Below are 20531 nucleotides of genomic sequence, written 5' to 3'. Positions count from 1 at the left end.
CCAAAACCAACTTCTTATGCGCACGCGCTCATGGCGAACGCCCATGCCGCAGCACACGCCCGGCGTGCACGTCCATGGTGTGGCCATCGCGACAGGCCAGCCGGCCGTTCACGAACACCGCGTCGATGCCGGTGCTGACCTCGGTGGGGTTCGCGAAGGTCGCGCGATCGGCCACTTGCTGCTCGTCGAACACCACGACGTCGGCATGATGGCCCTGCGCCAGCACGCCCCGGCCTTGCAGGCCGAACCGGCGCGCACTCAGGCCGGTCATCTTGTACACCGCCGCTTCCAGCGAAAACAGCCGGCGCTCGCGCACATAGTGCCCCAGCACCTTGGGGAAAGTGCCCCACAACCGAGGATGCGGGCTCACGTCGTGCGCGAGCCCGTCGGAGCCCACCATGGCCATCGGATGGCTGAGGATGCGGCTCACGTCGTCTTCGCTCATGGCGAAGTAGATGGCGCCCGCGGGCTGCAGGTCCAGCGCCAGTTGCTCGGGCGTGACGCCGCGCTCGCGTGCCAGCGCAAAGAGCGATTGCCCGGCGGCGCTGGCGTCGGCCTTTGACCAGGTCACCCGCACGTCGTCCGACTGCGCCACCCGCGCGGGCAGCAGCATGGTGGAAGAGGCGTTGTAGGGATAGCAGTCGAAGCACACCGCTTGGCCCTTCGCGGCCTGCTCGATCATGGCCAGCGTTTCCACCGAACGGCCATGGTTGGCCTTGCCGACCAGCTTGTGGTGCGACAGCACCGTGTCTACGCCCAGCGCTCGTCCGATCAGCAGCGCCTCGCGCAGCGCATCGTCGATGGCATCGCTTTCATCGCGGATGTGCATCGTGATGACGCCTGCGGCGTGGGTGAGCGGCGCGCCCACGGCAATGACCTCTTGCGTACTGGCCGCCTTGGCCGGCGGGTAGTACAGCCCGGTCGACATGCCGATGGCACCCGCTTCCAGCGCCTCGGCCAGGTCGTTGGCCATGAGCCGTTCTTCGCCTGCGGTGGCTGCGCGGTCCAGCCGGTCCATGCGGCGCACGCGCAGCGTCGAGTGCCCGACCAGACAGGCCGCATTCACTGCGGGCCCGGACTGCTCCAATTCGTTCAGGTAATCGCCGAAGCTGTTGAAGCGCCATGCGTCCGTGCCCAGCAGATCCAGCGGAGCCGGAAGCGTCGCCGGCGCCTTCAGCGGGGCCAGGCTGATGCCGCAGTTGCCGGTGACCACGGTGGTCACCCCTTGCGACAGCTTCGGGTGCGCGCCGGTTGGCGTATCGAGCAGCAAGCGGTCGTCGTGCGTGTGCACGTCGATGAAGCCCGGCGCCACGATGCGCCCGCGCGCATCGAAGCGCTCTCGGGCTGGCACCGCAGAAAGATCGCCGATCCCGGCAATGCGGCCTGCGGCAATCCCCACATCCGCGCGCCAACGCGGCGCACCAGTGCCATCGATCACGCATCCACCCTCGATGATCAAGTCAAGCATTGGCGCGCCCGTCATTCGACCTGCGCGCCGGAGCGCTTCACCACGTCGGCCCAGATCGGGGTTTCGCGTGCGACACGCTCCGTCAGGCGTTCGGGCGGGCCCGTCAATGTCTCGAACCCGATGGCTGCGTATTTTTCGCGAATGCCGGGCGTGGCCAGGATCGTGTTGATGGCGCCGTTCACTTGCGCAACGACGCCCGCAGGCGTCTTGGCGGGCGCGACGATGCCGCCCCACGCCACCACGTCATAGCCCACGACACCGGACTCGGCCATGGTGGGAATCTCTGGAAACAGCGCGCTGCGGTGTGCTCCGGTCACGGCCAGCACCTTGAGTCGCCCCGCCTTGATGTGCGGCGAGATGGAACTGAGGTTGTCGAAGATCAGGTCGACCTGCCCGCCCATCAGGTCCTGAATGGCCTGCGGACTGCCGCGATAAGGAACGTGCGTCATCGAAATGCCGACCATGCTCTTGAACAGCTCGCCGCTCAGGTGCCCCGTCGTTCCGTTGCCCGCAGACCCCACGCTGAGCGCACCCGGCTTCGACTTGGCCAGTGCAATCAATTCCTGGACGCTGTTCACGCCAAGCTCCTTGCGCACCACCAGGGCGTTCTGCACATAGCCCAGAAGCGCCACCGGAACGAGTTGCCTGTCGGGGTCGTAAGGCAACGTCTTGAACAGCGACTTGTTGATGGCCAGCGTACCGACATTGCCGTAGCCCAAGGTGTATCCGTCCGGTGCGGCGCGCACGATGTCGATCATCCCGATGTTGCCGCCCGCGCCCGGCTTGTTGTCCACGACAAGGGGTTGCCCCAGTGACCGCGAAAGCTCGCTGGTGAGGATGCGGCAGACCGCATCCGGCGAGCCGCCCGCTGCCGATGGCACCACCAGCCGGATGGGCCGCTCGGGCCAGCTTGCGGCGCGCGACAACAGCGGCACACCGGCGAACGCGGTGGCGCAGCCCAGTTGCAGAAGGTCGCGTCGCGTGGGACGGTTGGCAGTCATCGGCTCATCCTTTCATCGTTGAAAACACCCGGAGGGACGGCGCGATGATCTGTTTTCAGGCCGAGGTGGACAAACCATGTTTGCTGGGCTCTGCATGCGCTTTCCTCATGCATGATTGCGGTGCGCGAACGAATTCATGGAGCATTCGCGCACCGAACTTGTTCTTTTCTCATGAACCATCACGTCCGAGCCCCGTCCACGACATCGCTGCTTTGCCTGGAAGCCAGCGCGCGTTTGCGCTCCTTCACTGCTGCCGCGCAGGAGCTGCGCCTCACGCAGGGCGCGGTAAGCCGGCAGATCCAGACGCTGGAAGACCGGCTCGGCGTCAAGCTCTTCACCCGCCGGCGCGAGGCACTGACGCTGACGGACGCCGGGCGCTACTACCTCGGCGAAATCGCGCCGCTGCTCCACCGGCTCGAACGTGCCACGTCCAACGTCATGGCGTTCAAGGGCCGCGGGGGCGAACTGTCGCTGTCGGTCGGTGCATCGGTGGGCAGCTACTGGCTCATTCCGCGCCTGCCGGCGTTCACGCGCGACCATGGAGAAATCATCCTCAACCTGGGCACGCGCGTGGGGCCGGTGGACTTTCGCAGCACGTCGGTCGATGCGTCGCTGGAGTTCGGCGATGGGCAGCGCCCCGGCCTGCACAGCGAGTTCGTGTTGCCGTTGATCCTGTCGCCCTACGCAGCGCCTGCATGGATCGCCGCCCACGGCAAGGTCGTCGATGCGAACACTCCGCGGTCGTCACTCATCCATCACCAGACGCTCCCTGATGCGTGGAACGAATGGTTCACGCTCGAAGGCATCGCGGGCGGCGCCGGACGCGAGGGGCCGCGTTACGAGATCATGTCCATGGCCCTCAACGCGTCCGTCGCCGGCATGGGTGTGGCATTGCTGCCGCCCTACATGGGCGAGGACATGGTCGCGGCGGGCCGACTCAAACGGCTGTCGCGGCGCAAGTGGCGCTACGCGAAGGGCTACTACCTCGTCTACCCGGAAGAGTCCGCGCAGATGCAATCGCTGCAGGTCTTCAGGGCATGGTTGCTGGAACAGGCGAAGGACAACGCCCGAGCCTAGGTTCACGGGTTCAGTGCGGCTCGCATCAACGCGAGCAGCAGCGGCGGCAGCCATTCACGACGAACTTGTTACTCCCCCGTCGCGCGCGTGCCCGACTAGATTGCTTGCACCCAGCCAATTCCGCTGGAAAAGCAACCTCGAAAGGACAAGACAAATGAACCACGCCTACACCGGCGGTTGCGCGTGCGGCGCCATCCGCTACGAGATTTCAGCCGAGCCGATCTTCCAGAACCACTGCCAGTGCCGCGACTGCCAACGCAAGAGCGGCACTGGCCACGGCTCGTACCTCACCTTTGCGCGCGGCGGCGTGAAGCACAGCGGCCCGGCCACGCTGTGGGACATGATCGGCGACAGCGGCAACGTCAAGACACGCGCGTTCTGCCCGACCTGCGGCTCACCCGTGTACATGACCTTTGCGGCAATGCCCGACATCTTCACCGTGCACGCCGCAAGCCTCGACGAGCCGGGGCGCTACAAGCCACAGGCGGTGACGTATGCCGTGCGCGCCCATGCGTGGGACTTTCTCGACCCGGCATTGCCGACGTTCGACAAGATGCCACCGATGTGAGCTGTGCGACGGCACCTTGGCCTGCGCGAGCGCGTTCAGCGCGATCGATAGCACCGCCGTGTCTACCTGGCCAGTATCCAGCCCCCGATCTGCTCGACAACTTCGCGGTCGAGCCCGTTGAAGCCGTGATACGCCATGGCCTCGCACGGGTCGCCGTTGCTTGCGCCGCCCTTGAAGCTCAGCAATTCTTTCTTCGGTGAGTTTTCAAGCTTCGCCATGAGCTCAGGCACGCTGGCAAACGGGCACAGCGGGCAGCCGTCCTGCTCGTGATGCACGACGAGAACCGGCACCCGGATCTTTTCCAGCGGCATCGCCGGAACGGGTCGGCCGGCCTTGTCGATGAGGATGGTCGAAGTCAGGACGATCCCGTCCGGGCCTTCGGGGCCGGCAAGCTCCGTGGCGAGATACGCTGCGGATTGCGTCCCCCGACTGGTGCCCACCAGCCACACAGGCGCCTTCGATTGCTCGCGCATCCACGCAATGACCGCCTTCATGTCTGCCGCGTGCTCCGGCTTCTGACGAAACCCGCCGAGGTACGGCGGACTTTGCCGATCCGATGGCGCATCGACCACGGCCACCATGAACCCTTGGTCCGCGAACAACTGCCGCGTGCGAACGAGGAAGTTTCCAGCACCCCACTTGAGCGAACCATTGGGAAAGATCTGCAGCCCGCCGTGCCCGCCCGCGAGCAGGATCACCGCCGCCTTTGTTGTTGCTGTCGCCGGCGGCGACAGCACGAGCATTCGCTGCGTCACCCCGGGCCGGGTGGGAATGTCGACCACCTTCTGGGTGGTCTGCGACTGAACTTGCGAAACCAGCGCCATCAGAAAACCTGCGATCCAGTATCTGGCAAGGTTGTACATCGACGATCTCCTTCGCTTGCGTTGACCGGCCCCTGATGCGTCACGAAGGAATGTTACCCACGCTCGACGGAATCGGGGGCGTGCCCCGGCCGCGCGGGCATGTTCAAGTGGCGGCTGCGCGCTATAGATTGGCTTGCGTGAGGGAGCGCGAAATCCGCGCAAACGACATGCTGAAGAGGTGGCGAGCAGCTTGCCCAAATTGCTCGCCCTCTTTCCATCGTTCTCTCTCACAGAAAGCCGGCAATGTTGATTGATGTCTCACGCGCACCCTTTGTATTCATCAGGGCGGAAGTGGAATCCCATGCGTCCATCGAGGAGCAATTCCAGCAACTGCTCGACAAAGAGCAACCGTTCGTCCTGATCACCAACCATGGGGAAGACGACCACCATGACGAGACGGCCGAGGAGCGCAGGCAGAAGGCTCTTCTCTTCAAGAAGATCAAGGCTCGCCTGACCCAGCTGTGCCGGGGAATGATTGTTCTTGAAGGAGACAAGCCCACGCCTGCACCTGCCCGCTTGATGGCGACAACGGCAAGCAAAGCATTCGGCTTCGCGGTCGCGTTCGTCTCCAGCGAGGAAGATGCGATTCGACAAGGCATGGAACTGCTGGCCAAGGGCAAGTGACGGATTTCGATGACTCGCCACGATCCGTTTTGAGCTATATATCTTTTGATGAATCGTTCCAGCTTCTTCGCGCGTCGCCTCAGATCCCTCGCAGCCATCTGCTGCCTTGCGGCGACGACCCACGTCATCGCCGACGAACCAACGAACGCCAAGCCAAGAACCATCCCCGATGTCGAGATCAAGGCAACGCTTTCGACCGCCGGCTCCTATGGCGAGATATGGAGCCTGCATCTCACACCGGACGGCCTGGGTTACTTCCGCTACTTCAATAACCGCCGGCCCCAAGGAGAACTCTCGGGCGAGTTCCTCTTTGATCTGGACGCCATCTCGAAGTTGGCCGCGCTCGCACAGACCCAATCCTTTGAAAAGTTGCCCAAGACGATCAAGCCTTCCCTGCTCATGTTGCACGGGCCCGACTACGCCTTGTCGATACAGATAGGCGCCAAGCGGCATGCAGTGGAGCTTTTTCAGCCCGACGACGTCGGGCAAACCGAAGAGCTCACACGGTTCGCGGAAGTCTGGAACGCGATCTGGTCACCGCTTCCCTTCAAGCCGCCGCTGCTGCCTGTCGTCGGCAAGCCATAACGAGAACCAAAGTGACGAAGCAGACCGCCGCATGGCTCGGGTTTCTCATTGCCCCGCTCATCTCTTCGGTAGTGCTCGCGTTGGGCAGTCCGGCAATGACGCAAGGCACTGCGACCGGATACCTGGCGACTGTGGCGCTTTTTTATGTCGCCTCGCTCGTCCCCACGGCCATGCTCGCGGTTCCAGCCTTCCTCCTGCTTCTGGCGCTGAAGCTGGTGAGATGGTGGTCCACCATCGGTTTCGGTTTTGTTGCCGGCTGTGGCGTGTCGGCTCTGATCCAGTTTTCGAGGCCCATCGTGGCAAGCGAATTGGCGCCGATGGGATTCGCCGGCGCTGCCGCGACGCTGGGCTTCTGGATCATCTGGACATCGGGTAAAGACCAATGACCGCTTCCCGAATGAACGAAGCCGACGCCACCATGCTCGGGCTTTTCGTCGCAGCGGCTGTTCCGCCATTCATGTACGCGCTGTCACGGCTTGTTGTTGGCAACGGACCCGACGCTGATGTCGGCATCGCCTTGGGCGATGGCGGTTTTGCTCTATTTCTCTTCTCTCCCGATCGTCTTTATCCTGGGAGGCCCGCTGTTCATGGCATTTCGCTACTTTCACCTGATCCGGTGGTGGTCGGCGACGGCTTCGGGTCTTGTCGTCTGCGCGCTCATTGCGGCTTATCTGCGGCACCCGGGCCCAGTTCAGCCCAGCGACCTTTTGTACGTGCTGACCGGTGCGTGCACCGGGCTGGCGTTCTGGGCCATCTGGCGGCGCGGCTGCTAGCCCTCCCGGAATTGATCCAGGCACGCCTTTGCCCCGGCCTCTTCCCTGTAAAACTTGACGACGCCGGCGTAATCCGACTTATCGAGTTGGAAACGTCCATCGTCTTGAACGTAGGCCACCAGGTACTGGGAAGCACCGACCACTAGGTCCACCCTGTAGCCGTCTGCACGACGGGTCTGGCGCGACTGCAGCAGCAGGGTAGTTTCGACCGGACTGGCCATCGCGTCGTTGACGCAGTCGACCATCTTCGCCTGGTCCGCCTTGCGATAACGGCCCTCCAATACCCTCTTGAACTTGCCAGGGGTCGTGACAGTATTGACACTGTTCATGAACTCGCCGGTTGCTACGGTGTTGCAGCCTGTTGTCGCAAGCAGTGCGGGCAGCACGAGAAGAAGGGCAGGAGTTCTCACGGTGTCGTTCGCAGTCGGTGAAGAAGCGGTGAATTCTCCACCAACTTTCAACGCGCTCAACGCCTGCGCAGCCACGTGATTGGCCGAGCCCAAGCGCCCGCCGGCGCAATTTACGACGAACTTTTTACTTCCCGCCGTACGACCGTCACAACTAGATTTTCGCTTCACCCAATGACATCCTGTCTCCCTCCACGAGCTACGCCTTCATATCAGTGCCTCGCACTGTGCTTCGATACGCGCGTGAAGCAGACCCAGCGTTGCCGAGAGAAGCCGCTGCAGCGAGCCGCGCTGGCAGGCATCGAAAAGCGGCGCGGGGTCCGCATCGGACGAAGCGGCATTGCGCCGGTCTTCATCCCAGTCGAGCAACTGGGCCAGCATCTGCACGCCCTGCACCACATCGCGTGCGTCGTTCAGGAATGCGGCTTGGCTTTGCCGGGATGGGTCGAGCAGATCGCCTTGGACCCACTCGAAGGGTTTGAACTGGGCGATGGGTCTATAAGGCGTGCAAGCACAACGGGCGTCGGTGCTTGCGTCGTTTGAAGAAGCATGGGCCATGGGCCTCCCAAGGATGTCGATTTGCAGAAACCGACGCACCCGACGCCAATCGGGGGCGGCAGCTCGAACAGGTTGGCGTACCGGGACATCCTTGCGGAAACCGGCAGGGCGCGAGCCCTCCCGTTCGAGCCGCCTAAAAAGGAAGCGCGAACAAAAAAGCCGCAGACCATGTGCGGTGACTGCGGCTTTCGTCGCAGGATGTCAGCGGGACGCCAATCCCGGCCTCGCTTATCACGAGGCGAAGGCAATGTAAGCGGTGTCGGTGGCGGTCGTCAAGCTGCTTGGGAAGGCTTGAGCAAGGTCGTCATTGAGTTTTCGCCACTCATTGACGCGCTCCGATTCGGAGTACAGCCACAACCGAGCTTTGAGCAGCCGCGGCTGCCTACTTCAGACGACGAAGCACATTCTTCGCAGCTTTCCTCGAAGTGAACCTGTATCGAACATCGCGCAAAAGAATCGGCACGAGCTTCCATGCCAACGCACCGTCGAGTCCACGCGCCGGCGCGACCTTCTTGCTGTCAGCAATCGGCATACACCGGCCACCTGCACGGCGCACAAGGCATGGCAACATTCGGGCTTTCGAGGGCGCGCGCCGCGCGACAAGGAGCATGGCTTGATGGATTTCTCGAAGGCACGGAGGATTGCGGAAGCATGGGTCGACATCGTCACTGAGAGCAACTCGGAGCTTGACCGGGATCTCACGATAACAAAGCCATATGGCTGGATGTTCTGCTGGAACAGTAAGAAATTCTTAGCCGACCGCACTGTCGAAGAGAACGCACTTGTGGGCAACGTCCCAATATTCATCGATCGCGTGAACGGCGAACTCCTATGCGTCGGCCCCTTCGGTTTGGCTGGGCCAAGAGGCGTGCATTGGTTTGCGGAATACGAGGCCTCGATTCCGCCCGCTCGGCTTCTGATGACACCCGAGCAACCACACTGGGAGTCTTAACCAGTAGCCAGTTGAGCCGCTGAACCGGTGTCCACGCGCGCGGTAGCAGTTCGGGAATCCTGTTGCTCAGGTCCGCCGGCGAACGCTCCGGCATGTCGCGCATAGACCCACACATAGGCCCCGCTTGGTCTTGCCCGCGCCGGGGTCTAGTGCAGCGCGCCACTCTGTTCTGTACTTATTCGAGGCCGATGGTCGCGACCGCTTTGGGGTCATTCAGCAGGCGAATCGTCTTCTACACATAAGTGCAGAGACTTCGAGCGCCCTGCACTAGACCAATTGCAGATCCTTCGACGCCACCCCGTCGAACACCTTCCCCAACTGCGCAGGCGACAACCCATACATCCGCCTGAACAGCCCACCAAACACCGCCCGGTATTCATTCAGCACCGGATAGTCCCGGTTCTGAAACAGCGTGGCCTGCGTCAGCGCCTGCTGCTCGCCGACAACGCGCCCGCCCGCCTGCGCCGACAGCCCACCGCCAAGCACCCAATACACAGTGCCATGCCCGTGGTCCGTCCCGCGATTGCCGTTCTCGCGGAAGGTGCGGCCGAACTCGCTGATGACGACCACGACGGTCTGGCGCCAGGCGTCGTCGCCCATTTCCTGCGCGAAGCCGGCGACGCCGCGGCCCAATTCTTCAAAGCGGTTGGCAAGGTAGCCGGTGCCCGCGCCCTGCCCCACGTGCGTGTCCCAACCGCCGATGTCGACAAAGCCCAGGTCGAAGCGGTCGCGCATCAGCAGGGCCATGCGGCGCGCGACCAACTCGAAGCCCTTGGCGGTCATGGCGTTGCGGCTGGCCGCGTCCATCTCGGCCTGCACGGCGCGCATGACTTCGTCGCGCACCTGGAAGCCCTCGGCCACGGGTTGCGCCAATGAAGTGTTGCGGTACATGGCCGCGATGACCTGGCTTTGCCGCGCATCGAGCGCCGAGCGCGCGTTGCCCGCGAGCGCCATGTTGGCGGCCTTGGCGTTGCCGCGCAGCGAGATCGGCAGCTGGTCGGTGAAGGCGATGGGCGACACATCAGTGATCGGCCCCGCGCCGAGCACGCCGGCCAGTCGATTGAGAAAGCCTGAGCGGTAGTCGCGGCGCTTGTCGAGGGCCTGGCCCAGTTCGATGGAGTCCTGCGTCTCGAAGTGGCTGCGCGTGAGGTCGTCGGTGCCAGCGAAGGCGATGAACGATGCCTGCTTCTGCTGGAACATCGGCATCACGCTCTGCGCCAGCGCAGGGTGCAGGCCCCAGTTGCTGTCGAGCGGCAGCGCGCCGTTGGGCTGGCCGGGGCGCGCGATGGCGATGTTGGGGCGCGAGGCGTAATAGAAGTCGCTGGAGGTCGGCACGAGCAGGTTGCTGCAGTCGTAGGCGCCGCGCAAGAACACGACCAGCAGCTTGGCGCCTTCGGCCGCGGGCGCGGCCATCAATTGGCCGGCGGCGCCCGCGAAGGGGGCGGCGGCCATGAGCTTCAAGAGTTCTCGACGTTGCATGACGATATTTCCTTTCTTCTTGCCTTGCTCCTTCCCCCTTTGGGGGAAGGTTGGGATGGGGGCTCGGCAGCGTTCGTTGTTGCCTTGGCGCTTCATTAAACGCCGCTTGCCCCCACCCCTGCCCTCCCCCAGCGGGGGAGGGAGAAAAACCAAAAACCTCAGCGGCGCATCAGCTCGGGCGAGGCCAGCAGGAAGGTGTTCCACTCCTGCGGGTTCTTCGCCTGTGCCAACGCCTCGCGCGTGTCCGCGCCCAGCCCACCTTGCATTGCACGCACCGCGCGCGATTCGGCCAGTTGCGGAAAGGCCGGCTTCTCCAGCGGTGCCTTGTCGTCGGTGCGGAACAGCACCGCGCCATTGGCGCCGATAGCACGCGCAATCTCGAAGCGCGTGTTCATCTGGCCCGCGCTGGCCCATGCCGCTTCGTTGAGCGGATAGCCGTCGGGCGTTTCATGCCCATACAGCGGCTCGCCCATGCGGTTGATCCAGTTCAGCATCGGGCCCACGTTCTGCACCACGCGGTCGTCATACGCCAACCGCACGCCGGCCATCACGTAGTGCACCGGGTCGCGGAACTTGTGGCCCAGCGATGCGGCGAACTCGGGCGACTCGAACAAGGCCTTGAGCGTGATCGCGATATCGCCATCGCTGCGCGTGAAGGCCGCGGCCATGCGGTCGACCAATGCCTGCGGCGGCTCGTCGGCCACGAAATACACGGCCAGCTTGCGCGAGATGAAGCGCGCGGTGGCCGGCGCGCGCGCCAGGCGGTCGAGCGCTTCGTCAGCCTCGGCCAGGCCGTGCCGCTGGATCGGCTGGCCCAGCAGCGTCTTGGGGCCGTAGTCGTGCCGGTTCGGGTTGAACTCGAACAGGCCCCTGCGCACGTAGTCCGCGCGCACAGCCGGGCGCACGTTGGGCGGCGGCGCATCCAGCGGCTGAAAGCTCACGCCCACGCCGGTGAGCACGCGCGCCAGTTCCTGCACATCGGCCTGTGAATAGCCGCTGCCCACGCCCAGCGTGTGCAGCTCCATCAACTCGCGTGCGTAGTTCTCGTTGATGCGGTTGGCGCCGTTCTGCGCGTTGTCGAGGTAGCGCAGCATGGCCGGGTGGTGCAGCGTGGCGCCGAGCAGATCGCGGAACTTGCCGAGCGCATGCGGGCGGATGGCGTTCTCTTCGTAGTCGCCCACCATCGCGCGGATGTTGTCCTTGCGCAGGTTGACATTGAAGTGGTTCATCCAGAACCAGGTCATCTGCTCCTGGAGCTGGTTCGGCGAATAGAGCGCGCGCAGCACGAAGCGTTGCTCGGCTTCACGCGCGAGCTTGTTCAGTTCCTGCTGGTAGGCCTGACGCGCGGCCTTCTTCTGGTCTTCGTCGGGCATCGCATCGGCGGCCTTGCGCTGGGCATCGAGCCCGAGCACGAGCTGGTCGAGCGGCGTGTGCGAGATCGTCATCGCGTCGATCTGCGCCTGCGCGGCGGGCGGCAGCGGCGCTGGGCGCGGGTTCAATTGGTCGCGCATCCACAACGCGAGGCCGCGCTGCGTGAGCTGCGCGTCGCTGCTGGCGTTGGCGCCCCAGCTCACGCGGTCGAGCCAGCGCAGGCGCGTGGCTTCGTTCACCGGCGCGGACGGCAGCGAGACCGAGACCAGCGGACGCTGGTTACCCGGTGCGGTAGCGCAGGCCGCAAGCAGCGCCAGCGCACAGGCACCGAGCGTCAGCGACGCGCGGCGATGCAAAGACAGGCCGGAAGCTGTCACCGGCCTCACTCCCGGCGCATGTCGTGATGGCGAACGTCGCCGATGGCGTGCTGCGCAACATTGAGCGCCACGTCGACGTGCGCGAGGCCGCGTTGCTGGAACACCCGCGAGCGCGGATCGTCTTCTTCGCGCGCCACATCCGAGCGCACCTTGCGCAGCAGGTCGACGGCAGCGTGCAGCCGGCCTTCGCGTGGCAGCCAGGCGTCGGTGGGTTCGCGCCACTCGATGGGCTTGCCGTCGAGCCATGCGGCGCGTTGCAGGTCGCCAATGGCGGCATTGATCTCGTCGTGCACCACCATCTCGTCGCGCGAGACCTGTCCGTCTTCAGGGCGGCGGTGATCGACCTGCCAGGCGGCGGTGCGCAGGTCGGACAAGGCATGAAGGTAGAACGGATGCTTGCCGTATTCGTCCGCCAGTGCTGGCAGGGAGACCGCGGCCATGAGGGCCAGTGCGGCGGTGGCGGCGAGTAGGCTTTTCTTCTTCATTGGAGCTCCTGACGGTGACAGTGACTGAGGATGCTCTTCTCAACCACCGTGCACGGCTCCACGTTGACGCTCTTTACGTTCGTAACGGCGCGCAAAGTTGCGGCCGTTTGCACCGCCAGGTCAGGCCGTGGACAGGGTTGCTGGCGCAGCGCCGGCAATCTGGCGCAGCGCCCGCTCGAACACCTCGACCGGCTGGCCGCCCGAGATCAGGTGCTGGTCGTTGATGATGATCGCGGGCACCGAGTGAATGCCGGCGTCGGTGTACATGCGTTCGCGCTCGCGGGTCTCGGCCCCGAACTCGTCGCTTGCCAGAATCTCGCGGGCGCGTGCCGCATCAAGGCCCGCCTCGGTGGCCGCGTGCACCAGCACTTCGGTGTCCGAAGGGTTCTGGCTGTCGGTGAAGTAGGCCTTCAGCAGCAGCTTTTTCAGCGCCGCCTGCTTGGCGGGGCTTTCAAGCTCGGCCCAATGCAGCAGGCGATGTGCGTCGAAGGTGTTGTACACGCGTGGGCGGCCTTCGGGGCTGAACTCGAAACCCACGGCCGCGCCGCGCTGGCGGATCATCTCGCGCGACTGCGCCTGTTGTTCACGCGTGGAGCCGTACTTCTGGTTCAGGTGCTCGAAGGTGTCCTGGCCTTCGGGTGGCATCTGCGGGTTCAGCTCGAAGGGCTGGAAGTGCAGTTCCACGGACACGTCCGGTGCCACCCGCTGGATGGCCGCCTCGAGCGAACTCAGGCCAACGGCGCACCAGGGACAGGACACATCGGAGACGAAATCGATCTTGAGGTGGGAGGTCATGGCGCCATTCTTCACGGCGCCACAACCCTTTGCGCGGACAAGGTTTTCAGGCAGCGGCCTTGGCCATGCGGGCGTCCACCAGCGTCTGCTCGCGCAGGCGGTCGTATTCCTGCTTGTCGACCGGCACGGCATCGGGCTTGCCGAGGTCGTTCATGCGGATGCGGTAGGTCTCGCGTGCGCTCATGGCCGCGAGTGCCGCCAGGATGGTCACTGCGAAGGTGATCGCACCCACGGTCAGCCACACATTGGTCGAGCCCGGAGGCGCCACGGCGGCGAACAGCGCAGGCAGCAGCGCGGTGATGGTGGTGCCGATGTTCTGCGAGATGGCCATGGCCGACACGCGGTTGCGGGTGCGGAACAGCTCCGGATAGAAGCTCGGGAAGGTCGCGTTGTAGCCCTGGTAGACGATGCCCCACATCAGCAGCGACATGGCAATGGCCAGCGGCACGTTGCGGATGCTGATGGCATACAGGTACACGAAGGACAGCAGCCCCGAAGCCAGCGCGCCCACGATGATCGGCGGCTTGCGGCCGATGCGGTCCGACAGGTTGCCCACGTACGGAATCACCAGCACCGCGAGGATGTTGCCGAGCACCGGAATCCACAGGTACACGTCTTTCTGGAAGCCGATGCCGTAGGCGGCCTGCACGGCATAGGCCGCGCCGAACACGGTGGCCACCACCGGAATGACGTTCATCAGCGCCATGCAGACCACGCGCAGCATGTCGGCCCAGCTGTCGGTGAAGGCCTGCACGATGGGCGACTTCGGCACTTCGCCCTTCTTGTCGACTTCGGCGAAGGCCGGCGTTTCATCGACCTCGCGGCGGATGATGTAGCCGGCCACGATGACGAGGAAGCTCAGCAGGAACGGAATGCGCCAGCCCCACGAGTTGAAGGCTTCTTCAGGCATGTAGTGCGCGAGCGGCAGGAAGACGGCAGCCGCCAGGATCTGGCCGGCCTGCACGCCCTGCAGCGTGAAGCTCGCGAAGAAGCCGCGACGACCGAAGGGTGCGTGCTCAAGAATCATCGAGCTGGCGCCCGAGATTTCGCCGGCCACCGCAAAGCCCTGGATGAGCCGCAGCAGCACCAGCAGCGCGGGGGCCAGCAGGCCGACCTGGTCATAGGTCGGCAGCAGGCCGACGGCCACGGTCGAGAAGCCCATCAGGAACATGCACAGCACCAGCACCTGCTTGCGGCCGTGCGTGTCGCCCCAGTGGCCGAGCACAAAGGCGCCGATGGGGCGCGCGACATAGCCCACGCCGTAGGTCGCGAGCGACGCGATGATGGCGGTCTTGGGGTCGCCCTTGGGAAAGAAGATCTGCGGAAAGATCAGCGCCGCGGCAGTGGCGTAGATGAAGAAGTCGTAGTACTCCAGCGCCGAGCCGATCCAGCCGCTTGCCGCGGCCTTCTTCGACTGGTGCCTGCCTTGCGGCTCATGGGCTGTGGTGTTGGCCATGTGTTGTGTCTCCAGTGTTGACGAAAAAAATCAATCAGTCCTGCGCTTGCGAAGCCATGCGCGCCGGTGCGTTGAGGGCACCGTAGGCGTCGTAGGCACCGACGCGCTGTGCGACCTCGAAGAACAGTCCTCCCTCGAAACTCTCGGTATAGATATGCAGGTAGTCGCCGGCCGGCGAGCGGTCGAACAGCACGCCCGCCGCACGCATGCGTGCCAGCAGTTCGGGCGCGATGTCGATGCGCGTCGCAAGGTCGTCGTAGTAGTTGTCGGAGATGGGCACGAAGCGCGTGCCGTTGGCGCGCAGCCTGGCGACCGAATCGAAGATGTCTTCGCAGCTCAGCGCGATGTGGTGCACCGCACCGCCGCCCGTCACGCTCAGCGTGCGCGCGGTGCGGGTGCGCTGGCTCAGCGACACGTTGAGCACCAGGCGCAGGCGGCGGTCTGCATTGGCCACACCGCGGCTGCGAATGAGGCCGAAGGGGTCTGCCAGCTCCAGGCTTTCGCCAGGCTCCAGGCCGAGCACGGCGCGCGTGAACAGCACCCAGGTGTCGAGCTGGTCGAGCGCAAGGCCCAGGGCCACGTGGTCGATACGCTGCAGGCCGGCGTCGTTGGCGGCCTCGCCTTCGTCTTCTTCGAGGATGAAGTCGGCCTCGTACAGCCCGTTCGCGCCCAGCGCTTCCGGCACGAAATGAATGAGGTTGCCGCCCGGCGCGATGACGGCCGGCACACGCATTTCGTTCGGGCCGACCGGGCTGTCGTGCCGCTGCGAACGCATGGCGGTGGCGCGGCCCACGGCCGCGAGCGGGTCGGCGCAGCGCACGCCCAGCGCGCAGACCGAGGTGCCGTGTGCATCGAAGCGGCTGCGCGCGAAGGAGTCGGGCTGCGCGTTGACGATGAGGTGCGTCTCGCCCTGGCGGTACAGCGTCACGGCCTTGGAGCGGTGCGTACCGACGCGGCGAAAGCCCAGTTGCCGCAACAGCGTGCCCAGCGTTTCGGCCGAAGCCTCGTCGGCCGCGAACTCGATGAACGACAGGCCCGAAAGCGCCGGCGCCGCCGGCGGATGGAACAGCTCGACGCGCTGCGGCTGCGCGGGCGCATTCGCTGCCGAGGCCAGCCGCTGACGCGTTTCGCTTTCGAGGTACAGCAGCGAGCGCATCGCATCGACGGCGGTGCGGCGGTTGGGTGTCTCGCGAAAGATGTCGTTGAAGATTTCCAGCGACAGCGGCCCGGTGTAGCCCGCCAGCAGCACCTTCTCGAAGAAGCCGACCACCTCGAAATCGCCCTGCCCCGGGAACGAGCGGTGGTGCCGTGCCCACTGCAGCACATCCATGGCCAGCAGCGGCGCATCGGCCATCTGCAAGAAGAAGATCTTGTCGCCCGGAATGTCGACGATGCCCGCCGGATCGTCCTTCAGCGACAGCGTGTGAAAGCTGTCGAGGATCAGGCCGAGGTGCGCGTGGTTCGCCTGCTTCACGATGTCCCAGGCCTGGCGGTAGAGCGATGTGTGGCGGCCCCAGGCCAGCGCCTCGAAGCCCACGCGCAGGTTGCGGCGCGCGGCGCGCTCGGCCAATTCATGCAGTTGCGCGGCTGCACGCGCCGGGTCGTTGATTGCCAGCGGCGAGGTGTTGGAGCAGCACAGCACCATTGGCGCGCCCATCGCCTCCATCAGGTCGAACTTGCGCTCGGCGCGCTCCAGGCTGCGGCGGAACTGCGGCTCGGGCATGCCCTCGAAATCGCGGAAGGGCTGGTAGAGGTCGATGGCCAGGCCCAGGTCGGCGACGATGCCGCGCAACTCGGCGGCCGTGCCCTTGAAGTTGATGAAGTCGGCCTCGAACAGCTCGATGCCATCGAAGCCCGCGGCCGAGACGGCTTCGAGCTTCTGGCGAAGGGTGCCGCTGAGCGACACGGTGGCAATGGAGCGGTGCATGGGGGTGGACTTTAGGAACACCCGGGCCGCGCCACAATCTATTCGACGTCCACCTGATCGATTATCGAACGCCAGCGTTCATTATTCGGACGAAATACGGGATACACCTAGGTCAAGGAGCCGGCCGGCAGCCGTCAAAGGCTGCGCCAGAAATCGATCAGCAGTTGCGCGAACTCGGCCGGGCGCTCGACCGCGCTCACGTGCGCCGCGTCAATGGTCGCCAGGCGCGCACCCGGAATGGCCGCCGCCACGGCTTCGGACATCGCCATCGGCGTGGCCTCGTCCTGCAGCCCGCCGATCACCAGCGTGGGCACGGCAATGCGGTGGTTGCTGTCGCGAAAGTCGATGGCCGCCACGGCGTTGCAGCTCTCGATGTAGCCCTGCGCATCGGTGCGCACCAGCACGTCGTGCAGCGCCTTCGCCGCGATGGCGCCTTCGGGCGTGGCGACAAAGGCCGGCGTGAGCCAGCGCGCCACGGCGCCGGGTGCGATGGCAGCCACGCCCTTGGCGTTGACCGTTTCGGCGCGGGCGCGCCACGGAGACTGATCGGGGTAGTGCGCCGACGAATTGGCGATCACCACGGTCTTGAGCAGTTCGGGGTGACGCACTGCCAGCGCCTGCGCGGTCATGCCGCCCATCGACAGGCCCACGAAGTGCACGGGCTCGCCGTCCGCCTCGCGCTGGATGAGGTCGGCCGCGTCCTGCGCCAGCGTCTCGATGCGCAGCGCGCCGGGCACCACCTCGGACGCGCCGTGGTTGCGGTGGTCGTAGCGGATCACCGTGTGGGCGCGCGCCAGTCGCGCGGCCACGCCGTCCCACATGTGCAGGTCGCAACCGAGCGCATGGCTGAGCACGACGATCGGGCCATCGCCCTCGCGAACGACATTCAAACGGGTCATGGTGAGCTTTCCTTTATCGGGTGTTGATGAAGACGCGGCAGCCACAGGAACGCAATGGCCATCAGCACGCTGCCGGCGAGCAGCATCGGCACGACCATCGGCCAGGCGCCGTGCGAAAAATCGGCATCGACAAAACGCGCGGCCAGTTGCCCCGCGCAGAACGCAACCATCATCATGCCGAAGCCGGACCAAGACACGGCCCGGCCCGCAAGGTGCGGCAGGTCGCCCACCGCGCCGGCCTGCCCGCACGGTTGATGAATGCCGTGACCCAGGCAGTACACGGCATGGCCGAAGAGCAAAGGCACGGCGCTCAGCGGCATCAGCCAGCAGCCCAGCGCCTGGATGACGGCGCCCGTCAGGCTCAGCGAGGCACCGAGCCGCACGGTACGCACCGGCCCGTAGCGGCGCAAGAGGCTGCGGCACATGGTGGTGCTGAAGATGTAGACCAGCGAGCCACCGGCCGGAATCCAGCCGTACATCGCGGGCGACCAGCCCAGGTAGCCGATGTAGACCATCGGCGACAGCAGCAGAAAGCAGAACAGCCCGCCATAAGTCGTCGCCGCCACCGAGGCCCAAGCCCGGAAGGAACGGCTGGCGAACACGGCGCGCGTGCTGCCGCGCGGCGCGGACGATTCGCCATCCGCCATCGGCTTGCGCGTTTCGCCGAAGGAGCGCCAGCACAGCGCAAACAGCAGCAGCGAATAGACGGCCATCGCGACCATCACCCAACGCCACCCTGCGCCCTGCACCAGCCATGCACCGAGCAGTGGCGCCACCAGCCCGACCATGCCCAGCCCCGTGAGGCCGCGGGCCATGACATGCGGGCCTTCGTGCGCCGGATAGAGATCGCGCACCGCCGCGCGCGAACACACGAGGATGGCCGCCATCGAAAAGCCCTGCAGCGTGCGCCAGCCCGCGAGCACCGCCACGCTGCCTGCGAAGGCGCCGCCAAAGGCCGCGATCACGTAGCAGGCGAGTCCCGCGAGCAGCACGGGCCTTCTGCCGAAGCGGTCGGCCAGCGGGCCGCACAGCAGTTGCGCAAAGCCGAAGGCCAGCACGAACAGCGTGAGGCTGGTGCTGGCCGAGCCCAGCTCCTTCGCGATGGCGGGGAGCGCGGGCAGGTAGCTGTCGGTGGCCACCGGTTGCGCTGCCAGCAGCAGCGGCAGCAGCAAGGTGAAGCTGACGTCGAAGCGGCCCCTCTTCGGGGCGACCGGCGCGTTCACTGCGCCGCGGGCGCAGGTGTCGCGGGCAGCAGGCCTTTCTCGCGCAGGATGTTCGTGGCAATGCCGAAGGCATGGTTGGCCACCGGCACGCCGCAGTAGATGGCGGCCATCATGATCACTTCCTTGATGTCTTGCGGCGTGAGGCGCGACTCGGGCGGGCCGTCGAGCGCGGCGCGCACATGCATCGCGAACTCTTCGTAGGCGTGGATGCCCAGCATCATCGACAGCACCATGTAGCGGCGCGTCTTGTCGCCCAGCGCGGGGCGACCCCAGATGTCATTCCACGCGTGGCGCGTGATCAGTTCCTGGAACTCGGCGTTGAATTCATTGCGGTTGGCCAGCGACTTGTCGACCCAGGCGTCGCCGAGCACGCGGCGGCGGTTGAGCAGCCCGTCTTCATAGTCGTTGCTCGGGGTTTGGGGGGCGGTCATTGAGCGAGTTCCTTGTTTTCTGAAAGCTTGGCTTGAAGCGCTTTCACTTCCGCGAGCGCAATCTGGCCGGCGTTGATGGCAAGCGCGGGGTCGAACCATTCGTCGGCCGCGTCGCGCGGCAGCTCAGCGCGCAAGCGATCGATGTTGGCGCGCATGCGTGCAGCGTCGACCTGGAGGCCGGGCAATGCCCCGGCCATGGCGCGCACGCTGCCATGCGCCGACATCAGCAGTTGCGGCCATTCGGCCAGTTCGGCCTGCCATGCGCCGAGCGCGCGTTCGTGCTGCTGCGGCATGGCACCGAGCAAGGCGGCCACGCGCTGCGGCGCGCGGTGCGCGGCGGCAATGGCGACCATCGAGGCGACAGGGTTGCGCTTGTGCGGCATTGCCGACGAACCGCCACGGCCGGGCTCGCTGGGCTCGGCGACTTCGCCCACTTCATATTGGCCGAGCAGCGCGATGTCGACGGCGATCTTGCCAAGGCTGCCGGTGATCAGGCCCAGCTCGCAGCCGAGCGCGACCCATTCGTCGCGCTGTGTATGCCACGTCGCGCCGGGATCGCCCAGGCCCAGTTCCTTGGCCATGCGCTGGCGCACTGCTGCCCCCTGCCCCTTCATCTGCGCCAGCGTGCCGACGGCGCCACCGAGCTGCAACTGCAGCGCATGCCTGGCCGCCTCGCGCAGGCGGATGCGACTGCGCACCAGCGGCGCAGCCCAGCCCGCGCACTTGAAGCCGAAGCTGGTGACCGAGGCCGGCTGCATCAGCGTGCGCGCGAGCATCGGCGTTTCGGCGTGCGTGGTCGCCAGGCGCAGCAAGGCATCTGCCGCCTTGGCGAGATCGGCCTCGATGAGCGCCACCGCCTCGCGCGTGACCAGCGCCATCGCGCTGTCGATCACATCCTGGCTGGTGCTGCCGAAATGCACGAAGGGCACGGCGTCGGCATTGAACAGGCCCACGGCCTCGCGCAAAGCCTTGACCAGCGGGATCGCGACGCTGCCGGCACGTCCGCTTTCGCGGACGATCTTCGCCACGTCGAACAGCTCGACCTTGCAACTGCTGACGATCGAATGCGCGGCGCTTTCGGGAATCAGCCCTTCCGCGGATTGCGCCCGCGCGAGCGCGGCCTCGAAACGCAACATTGCGTCGACGAACGCGCGGTCGCTGAATGCGCCGAGCGTTTCGGATGTGGAAAGAAAACCTTCAAAAATACTCATG

At 65.4% G+C, this 20531-nt stretch carries 22 protein-coding genes; 7 read left to right on the top strand and 15 right to left on the bottom strand.

Going from position 1 to position 20531, the window contains the following annotated elements; genetic code table 11:
* Nucleotides 1-28: 28 nt before the first annotated feature.
* Together H7F35_RS24615 and H7F35_RS24610 are read right to left on the bottom strand one after the other, a co-directional pair.
* Nucleotides 29-1468 (bottom strand): N-acyl-D-amino-acid deacylase family protein, encoded by a 1440-nt coding sequence (locus H7F35_RS24615; RefSeq protein WP_261803333.1) that lies wholly within the window; start codon nt 1466-1468, stop codon nt 29-31.
* Between the two features lie 11 nt (nt 1469-1479).
* Nucleotides 1480-2469, bottom strand: a complete 990-nt coding sequence (locus tag H7F35_RS24610; protein ID WP_187109175.1) for a Bug family tripartite tricarboxylate transporter substrate binding protein — start codon at nt 2467-2469, stop codon at nt 1480-1482.
* A 171-nt stretch (nt 2470-2640) separates the two neighbouring features.
* Here H7F35_RS24610 and H7F35_RS24605 point away from each other — a divergent pair, with 171 nt between their 5' ends.
* The gene (locus H7F35_RS24605) at nt 2641-3546 is read left to right on the top strand and encodes a LysR substrate-binding domain-containing protein (RefSeq protein WP_187109174.1); all 906 of its coding nucleotides are present in this window, start codon (nt 2641-2643) and stop codon (nt 3544-3546) included.
* A gap of 154 nt (nt 3547-3700) precedes the next feature.
* Complete coding sequence (locus H7F35_RS24600; RefSeq protein ID WP_187109173.1) at nt 3701-4114, top strand: GFA family protein; 414 nt, start codon at nt 3701-3703, stop codon at nt 4112-4114.
* Between the two features lie 62 nt (nt 4115-4176).
* Here H7F35_RS24600 and H7F35_RS24595 read toward each other — a convergent pair whose 3' ends face one another.
* Nucleotides 4177-4977 (bottom strand): alpha/beta hydrolase, encoded by an 801-nt coding sequence (locus tag H7F35_RS24595; protein WP_187109172.1) that lies wholly within the window; start codon nt 4975-4977, stop codon nt 4177-4179.
* A 243-nt stretch (nt 4978-5220) separates the two neighbouring features.
* On the opposite strand from H7F35_RS24595, the gene H7F35_RS24590 reads away from it, so the two are divergent.
* The 4 genes from H7F35_RS24590 to H7F35_RS24575 all read left to right on the top strand — a co-directional run bounded on the left by H7F35_RS24590 (nt 5221) and on the right by H7F35_RS24575 (nt 6959).
* Nucleotides 5221-5601, top strand: coding sequence for a hypothetical protein (locus H7F35_RS24590; protein ID WP_187109171.1), 381 nt, complete (start codon nt 5221-5223; stop codon nt 5599-5601).
* A gap of 48 nt (nt 5602-5649) precedes the next feature.
* On the top strand, nt 5650-6186 hold the full coding sequence (locus tag H7F35_RS24585; RefSeq protein ID WP_187109170.1) for a hypothetical protein: 537 nt from the start codon (nt 5650-5652) through the stop codon (nt 6184-6186).
* 11 nt (nt 6187-6197) lie between these two features.
* Nucleotides 6198-6572 carry a hypothetical protein gene (locus tag H7F35_RS24580; protein ID WP_187109169.1) on the top strand — a complete coding sequence of 125 codons (375 nt, stop codon included), beginning with the start codon at nt 6198-6200 and terminating at the stop codon, nt 6570-6572.
* 117 nt (nt 6573-6689) lie between these two features.
* The gene (locus H7F35_RS24575) at nt 6690-6959 is read left to right on the top strand and encodes a hypothetical protein (RefSeq protein ID WP_187109168.1); all 270 of its coding nucleotides are present in this window, start codon (nt 6690-6692) and stop codon (nt 6957-6959) included.
* Here H7F35_RS24575 and H7F35_RS24570 read toward each other — a convergent pair.
* Together H7F35_RS24570 and H7F35_RS24565 are read right to left on the bottom strand one after the other, a co-directional pair.
* Nucleotides 6956-7462, bottom strand: a complete 507-nt coding sequence (locus tag H7F35_RS24570; RefSeq protein WP_187109167.1) for a hypothetical protein — start codon at nt 7460-7462, stop codon at nt 6956-6958. The genes H7F35_RS24575 and H7F35_RS24570 overlap by 4 nt on opposite strands.
* A gap of 111 nt (nt 7463-7573) precedes the next feature.
* On the bottom strand, nt 7574-7924 hold the full coding sequence (locus H7F35_RS24565; RefSeq protein WP_187109166.1) for a hypothetical protein: 351 nt from the start codon (nt 7922-7924) through the stop codon (nt 7574-7576).
* A 616-nt stretch (nt 7925-8540) separates the two neighbouring features.
* Between H7F35_RS24565 and H7F35_RS24560 the strand changes: the two genes are divergently transcribed.
* On the top strand, nt 8541-8876 hold the full coding sequence (locus H7F35_RS24560; protein WP_187109165.1) for a YrhB domain-containing protein: 336 nt from the start codon (nt 8541-8543) through the stop codon (nt 8874-8876).
* A gap of 267 nt (nt 8877-9143) precedes the next feature.
* On the opposite strand, the gene H7F35_RS24555 is transcribed toward H7F35_RS24560, so the two are convergent.
* The 10 genes from H7F35_RS24555 to pcaB form a co-directional block, all read right to left on the bottom strand.
* Entirely contained in the window at nt 9144-10355 is a 1212-nt protein-coding gene (locus tag H7F35_RS24555) for a DUF1501 domain-containing protein (RefSeq protein WP_187109164.1), read from the bottom strand.
* A 158-nt stretch (nt 10356-10513) separates the two neighbouring features.
* Nucleotides 10514-12103 carry a DUF1800 domain-containing protein gene (locus tag H7F35_RS24550; protein WP_261803332.1) on the bottom strand — a complete coding sequence of 530 codons (1590 nt, stop codon included), beginning with the start codon at nt 12101-12103 and terminating at the stop codon, nt 10514-10516.
* Nucleotides 12104-12108: 5 nt separating this feature from the next.
* Nucleotides 12109-12588, bottom strand: coding sequence for a hypothetical protein (locus tag H7F35_RS24545; RefSeq protein ID WP_187109163.1), 480 nt, complete (start codon nt 12586-12588; stop codon nt 12109-12111).
* A 120-nt stretch (nt 12589-12708) separates the two neighbouring features.
* Nucleotides 12709-13383: a DsbA family oxidoreductase gene (locus H7F35_RS24540; protein WP_187109162.1), complete on the bottom strand. Its 675-nt coding sequence runs from the start codon at nt 13381-13383 to the stop codon at nt 12709-12711.
* Nucleotides 13384-13429: 46 nt separating this feature from the next.
* Nucleotides 13430-14839, bottom strand: a complete 1410-nt coding sequence (locus H7F35_RS24535) for an MFS transporter (protein WP_187109161.1) — start codon at nt 14837-14839, stop codon at nt 13430-13432.
* 34 nt (nt 14840-14873) lie between these two features.
* Entirely contained in the window at nt 14874-16766 is a 1893-nt protein-coding gene (locus tag H7F35_RS24530) for a bifunctional sugar phosphate isomerase/epimerase/4-hydroxyphenylpyruvate dioxygenase family protein (RefSeq protein WP_187109160.1), read from the bottom strand.
* A gap of 134 nt (nt 16767-16900) precedes the next feature.
* Nucleotides 16901-17665: an alpha/beta fold hydrolase gene (locus H7F35_RS24525; protein WP_187109159.1), complete on the bottom strand. Its 765-nt coding sequence runs from the start codon at nt 17663-17665 to the stop codon at nt 16901-16903.
* Complete coding sequence (locus H7F35_RS24520) at nt 17662-18888, bottom strand: multidrug effflux MFS transporter (protein ID WP_187109158.1); 1227 nt, start codon at nt 18886-18888, stop codon at nt 17662-17664. The genes H7F35_RS24525 and H7F35_RS24520 overlap by 4 nt, the downstream gene beginning before the upstream one ends.
* Nucleotides 18885-19319: a carboxymuconolactone decarboxylase family protein gene (locus tag H7F35_RS24515; protein ID WP_187109157.1), complete on the bottom strand. Its 435-nt coding sequence runs from the start codon at nt 19317-19319 to the stop codon at nt 18885-18887. Before H7F35_RS24515 ends, H7F35_RS24520 begins: the two co-directional genes overlap by 4 nt.
* On the bottom strand, nt 19316-20530 hold the full coding sequence (gene pcaB, locus H7F35_RS24510) for a 3-carboxy-cis,cis-muconate cycloisomerase (protein WP_187109156.1): 1215 nt from the start codon (nt 20528-20530) through the stop codon (nt 19316-19318). The genes H7F35_RS24515 and pcaB overlap by 4 nt, the downstream gene beginning before the upstream one ends.
* Nucleotide 20531: the final 1 nt, after the last annotated feature.

Source organism: Variovorax sp. PAMC26660 (assembly GCF_014302995.1).
GTDB lineage: Bacteria > Pseudomonadota > Gammaproteobacteria > Burkholderiales > Burkholderiaceae_C > Variovorax.
The sequence above is the reverse complement of the archived record's forward strand: the minus strand, read 5'-3'. Positions and strand labels throughout refer to the sequence as shown.

What these genes read in the sequence shown, in the direction of transcription:
- H7F35_RS24615 (WP_261803333.1), bottom strand. Translation starts at nt 1,468, where the DNA reads ATGCTTGACTTGATCATCGAGGGTGGATGCGTGATCGATGGCACTGGT.
- H7F35_RS24610 (WP_187109175.1), bottom strand. Translation starts at nt 2,469, where the DNA reads ATGACTGCCAACCGTCCCACGCGACGCGACCTTCTGCAACTGGGCTGC.
- H7F35_RS24605 (WP_187109174.1), top strand. Translation starts at nt 2,641, where the DNA reads ATGAACCATCACGTCCGAGCCCCGTCCACGACATCGCTGCTTTGCCTG.
- H7F35_RS24600 (WP_187109173.1), top strand. Translation starts at nt 3,701, where the DNA reads ATGAACCACGCCTACACCGGCGGTTGCGCGTGCGGCGCCATCCGCTAC.
- H7F35_RS24595 (WP_187109172.1), bottom strand. Translation starts at nt 4,977, where the DNA reads ATGTACAACCTTGCCAGATACTGGATCGCAGGTTTTCTGATGGCGCTG.
- H7F35_RS24590 (WP_187109171.1), top strand. Translation starts at nt 5,221, where the DNA reads ATGTTGATTGATGTCTCACGCGCACCCTTTGTATTCATCAGGGCGGAA.
- H7F35_RS24585 (WP_187109170.1), top strand. Translation starts at nt 5,650, where the DNA reads ATGAATCGTTCCAGCTTCTTCGCGCGTCGCCTCAGATCCCTCGCAGCC.
- H7F35_RS24575 (WP_187109168.1), top strand. Translation starts at nt 6,690, where the DNA reads ATGTCGGCATCGCCTTGGGCGATGGCGGTTTTGCTCTATTTCTCTTCT.
- H7F35_RS24565 (WP_187109166.1), bottom strand. Translation starts at nt 7,924, where the DNA reads ATGGCCCATGCTTCTTCAAACGACGCAAGCACCGACGCCCGTTGTGCT.
- H7F35_RS24560 (WP_187109165.1), top strand. Translation starts at nt 8,541, where the DNA reads ATGGATTTCTCGAAGGCACGGAGGATTGCGGAAGCATGGGTCGACATC.
- H7F35_RS24555 (WP_187109164.1), bottom strand. Translation starts at nt 10,355, where the DNA reads ATGCAACGTCGAGAACTCTTGAAGCTCATGGCCGCCGCCCCCTTCGCG.
- H7F35_RS24545 (WP_187109163.1), bottom strand. Translation starts at nt 12,588, where the DNA reads ATGAAGAAGAAAAGCCTACTCGCCGCCACCGCCGCACTGGCCCTCATG.
- H7F35_RS24540 (WP_187109162.1), bottom strand. Translation starts at nt 13,383, where the DNA reads ATGACCTCCCACCTCAAGATCGATTTCGTCTCCGATGTGTCCTGTCCC.
- H7F35_RS24535 (WP_187109161.1), bottom strand. Translation starts at nt 14,839, where the DNA reads ATGGCCAACACCACAGCCCATGAGCCGCAAGGCAGGCACCAGTCGAAG.
- H7F35_RS24530 (WP_187109160.1), bottom strand. Translation starts at nt 16,766, where the DNA reads ATGCACCGCTCCATTGCCACCGTGTCGCTCAGCGGCACCCTTCGCCAG.
- H7F35_RS24525 (WP_187109159.1), bottom strand. Translation starts at nt 17,665, where the DNA reads ATGACCCGTTTGAATGTCGTTCGCGAGGGCGATGGCCCGATCGTCGTG.
- H7F35_RS24515 (WP_187109157.1), bottom strand. Translation starts at nt 19,319, where the DNA reads ATGACCGCCCCCCAAACCCCGAGCAACGACTATGAAGACGGGCTGCTC.
- pcaB (WP_187109156.1), bottom strand. Translation starts at nt 20,530, where the DNA reads ATGAGTATTTTTGAAGGTTTTCTTTCCACATCCGAAACGCTCGGCGCA.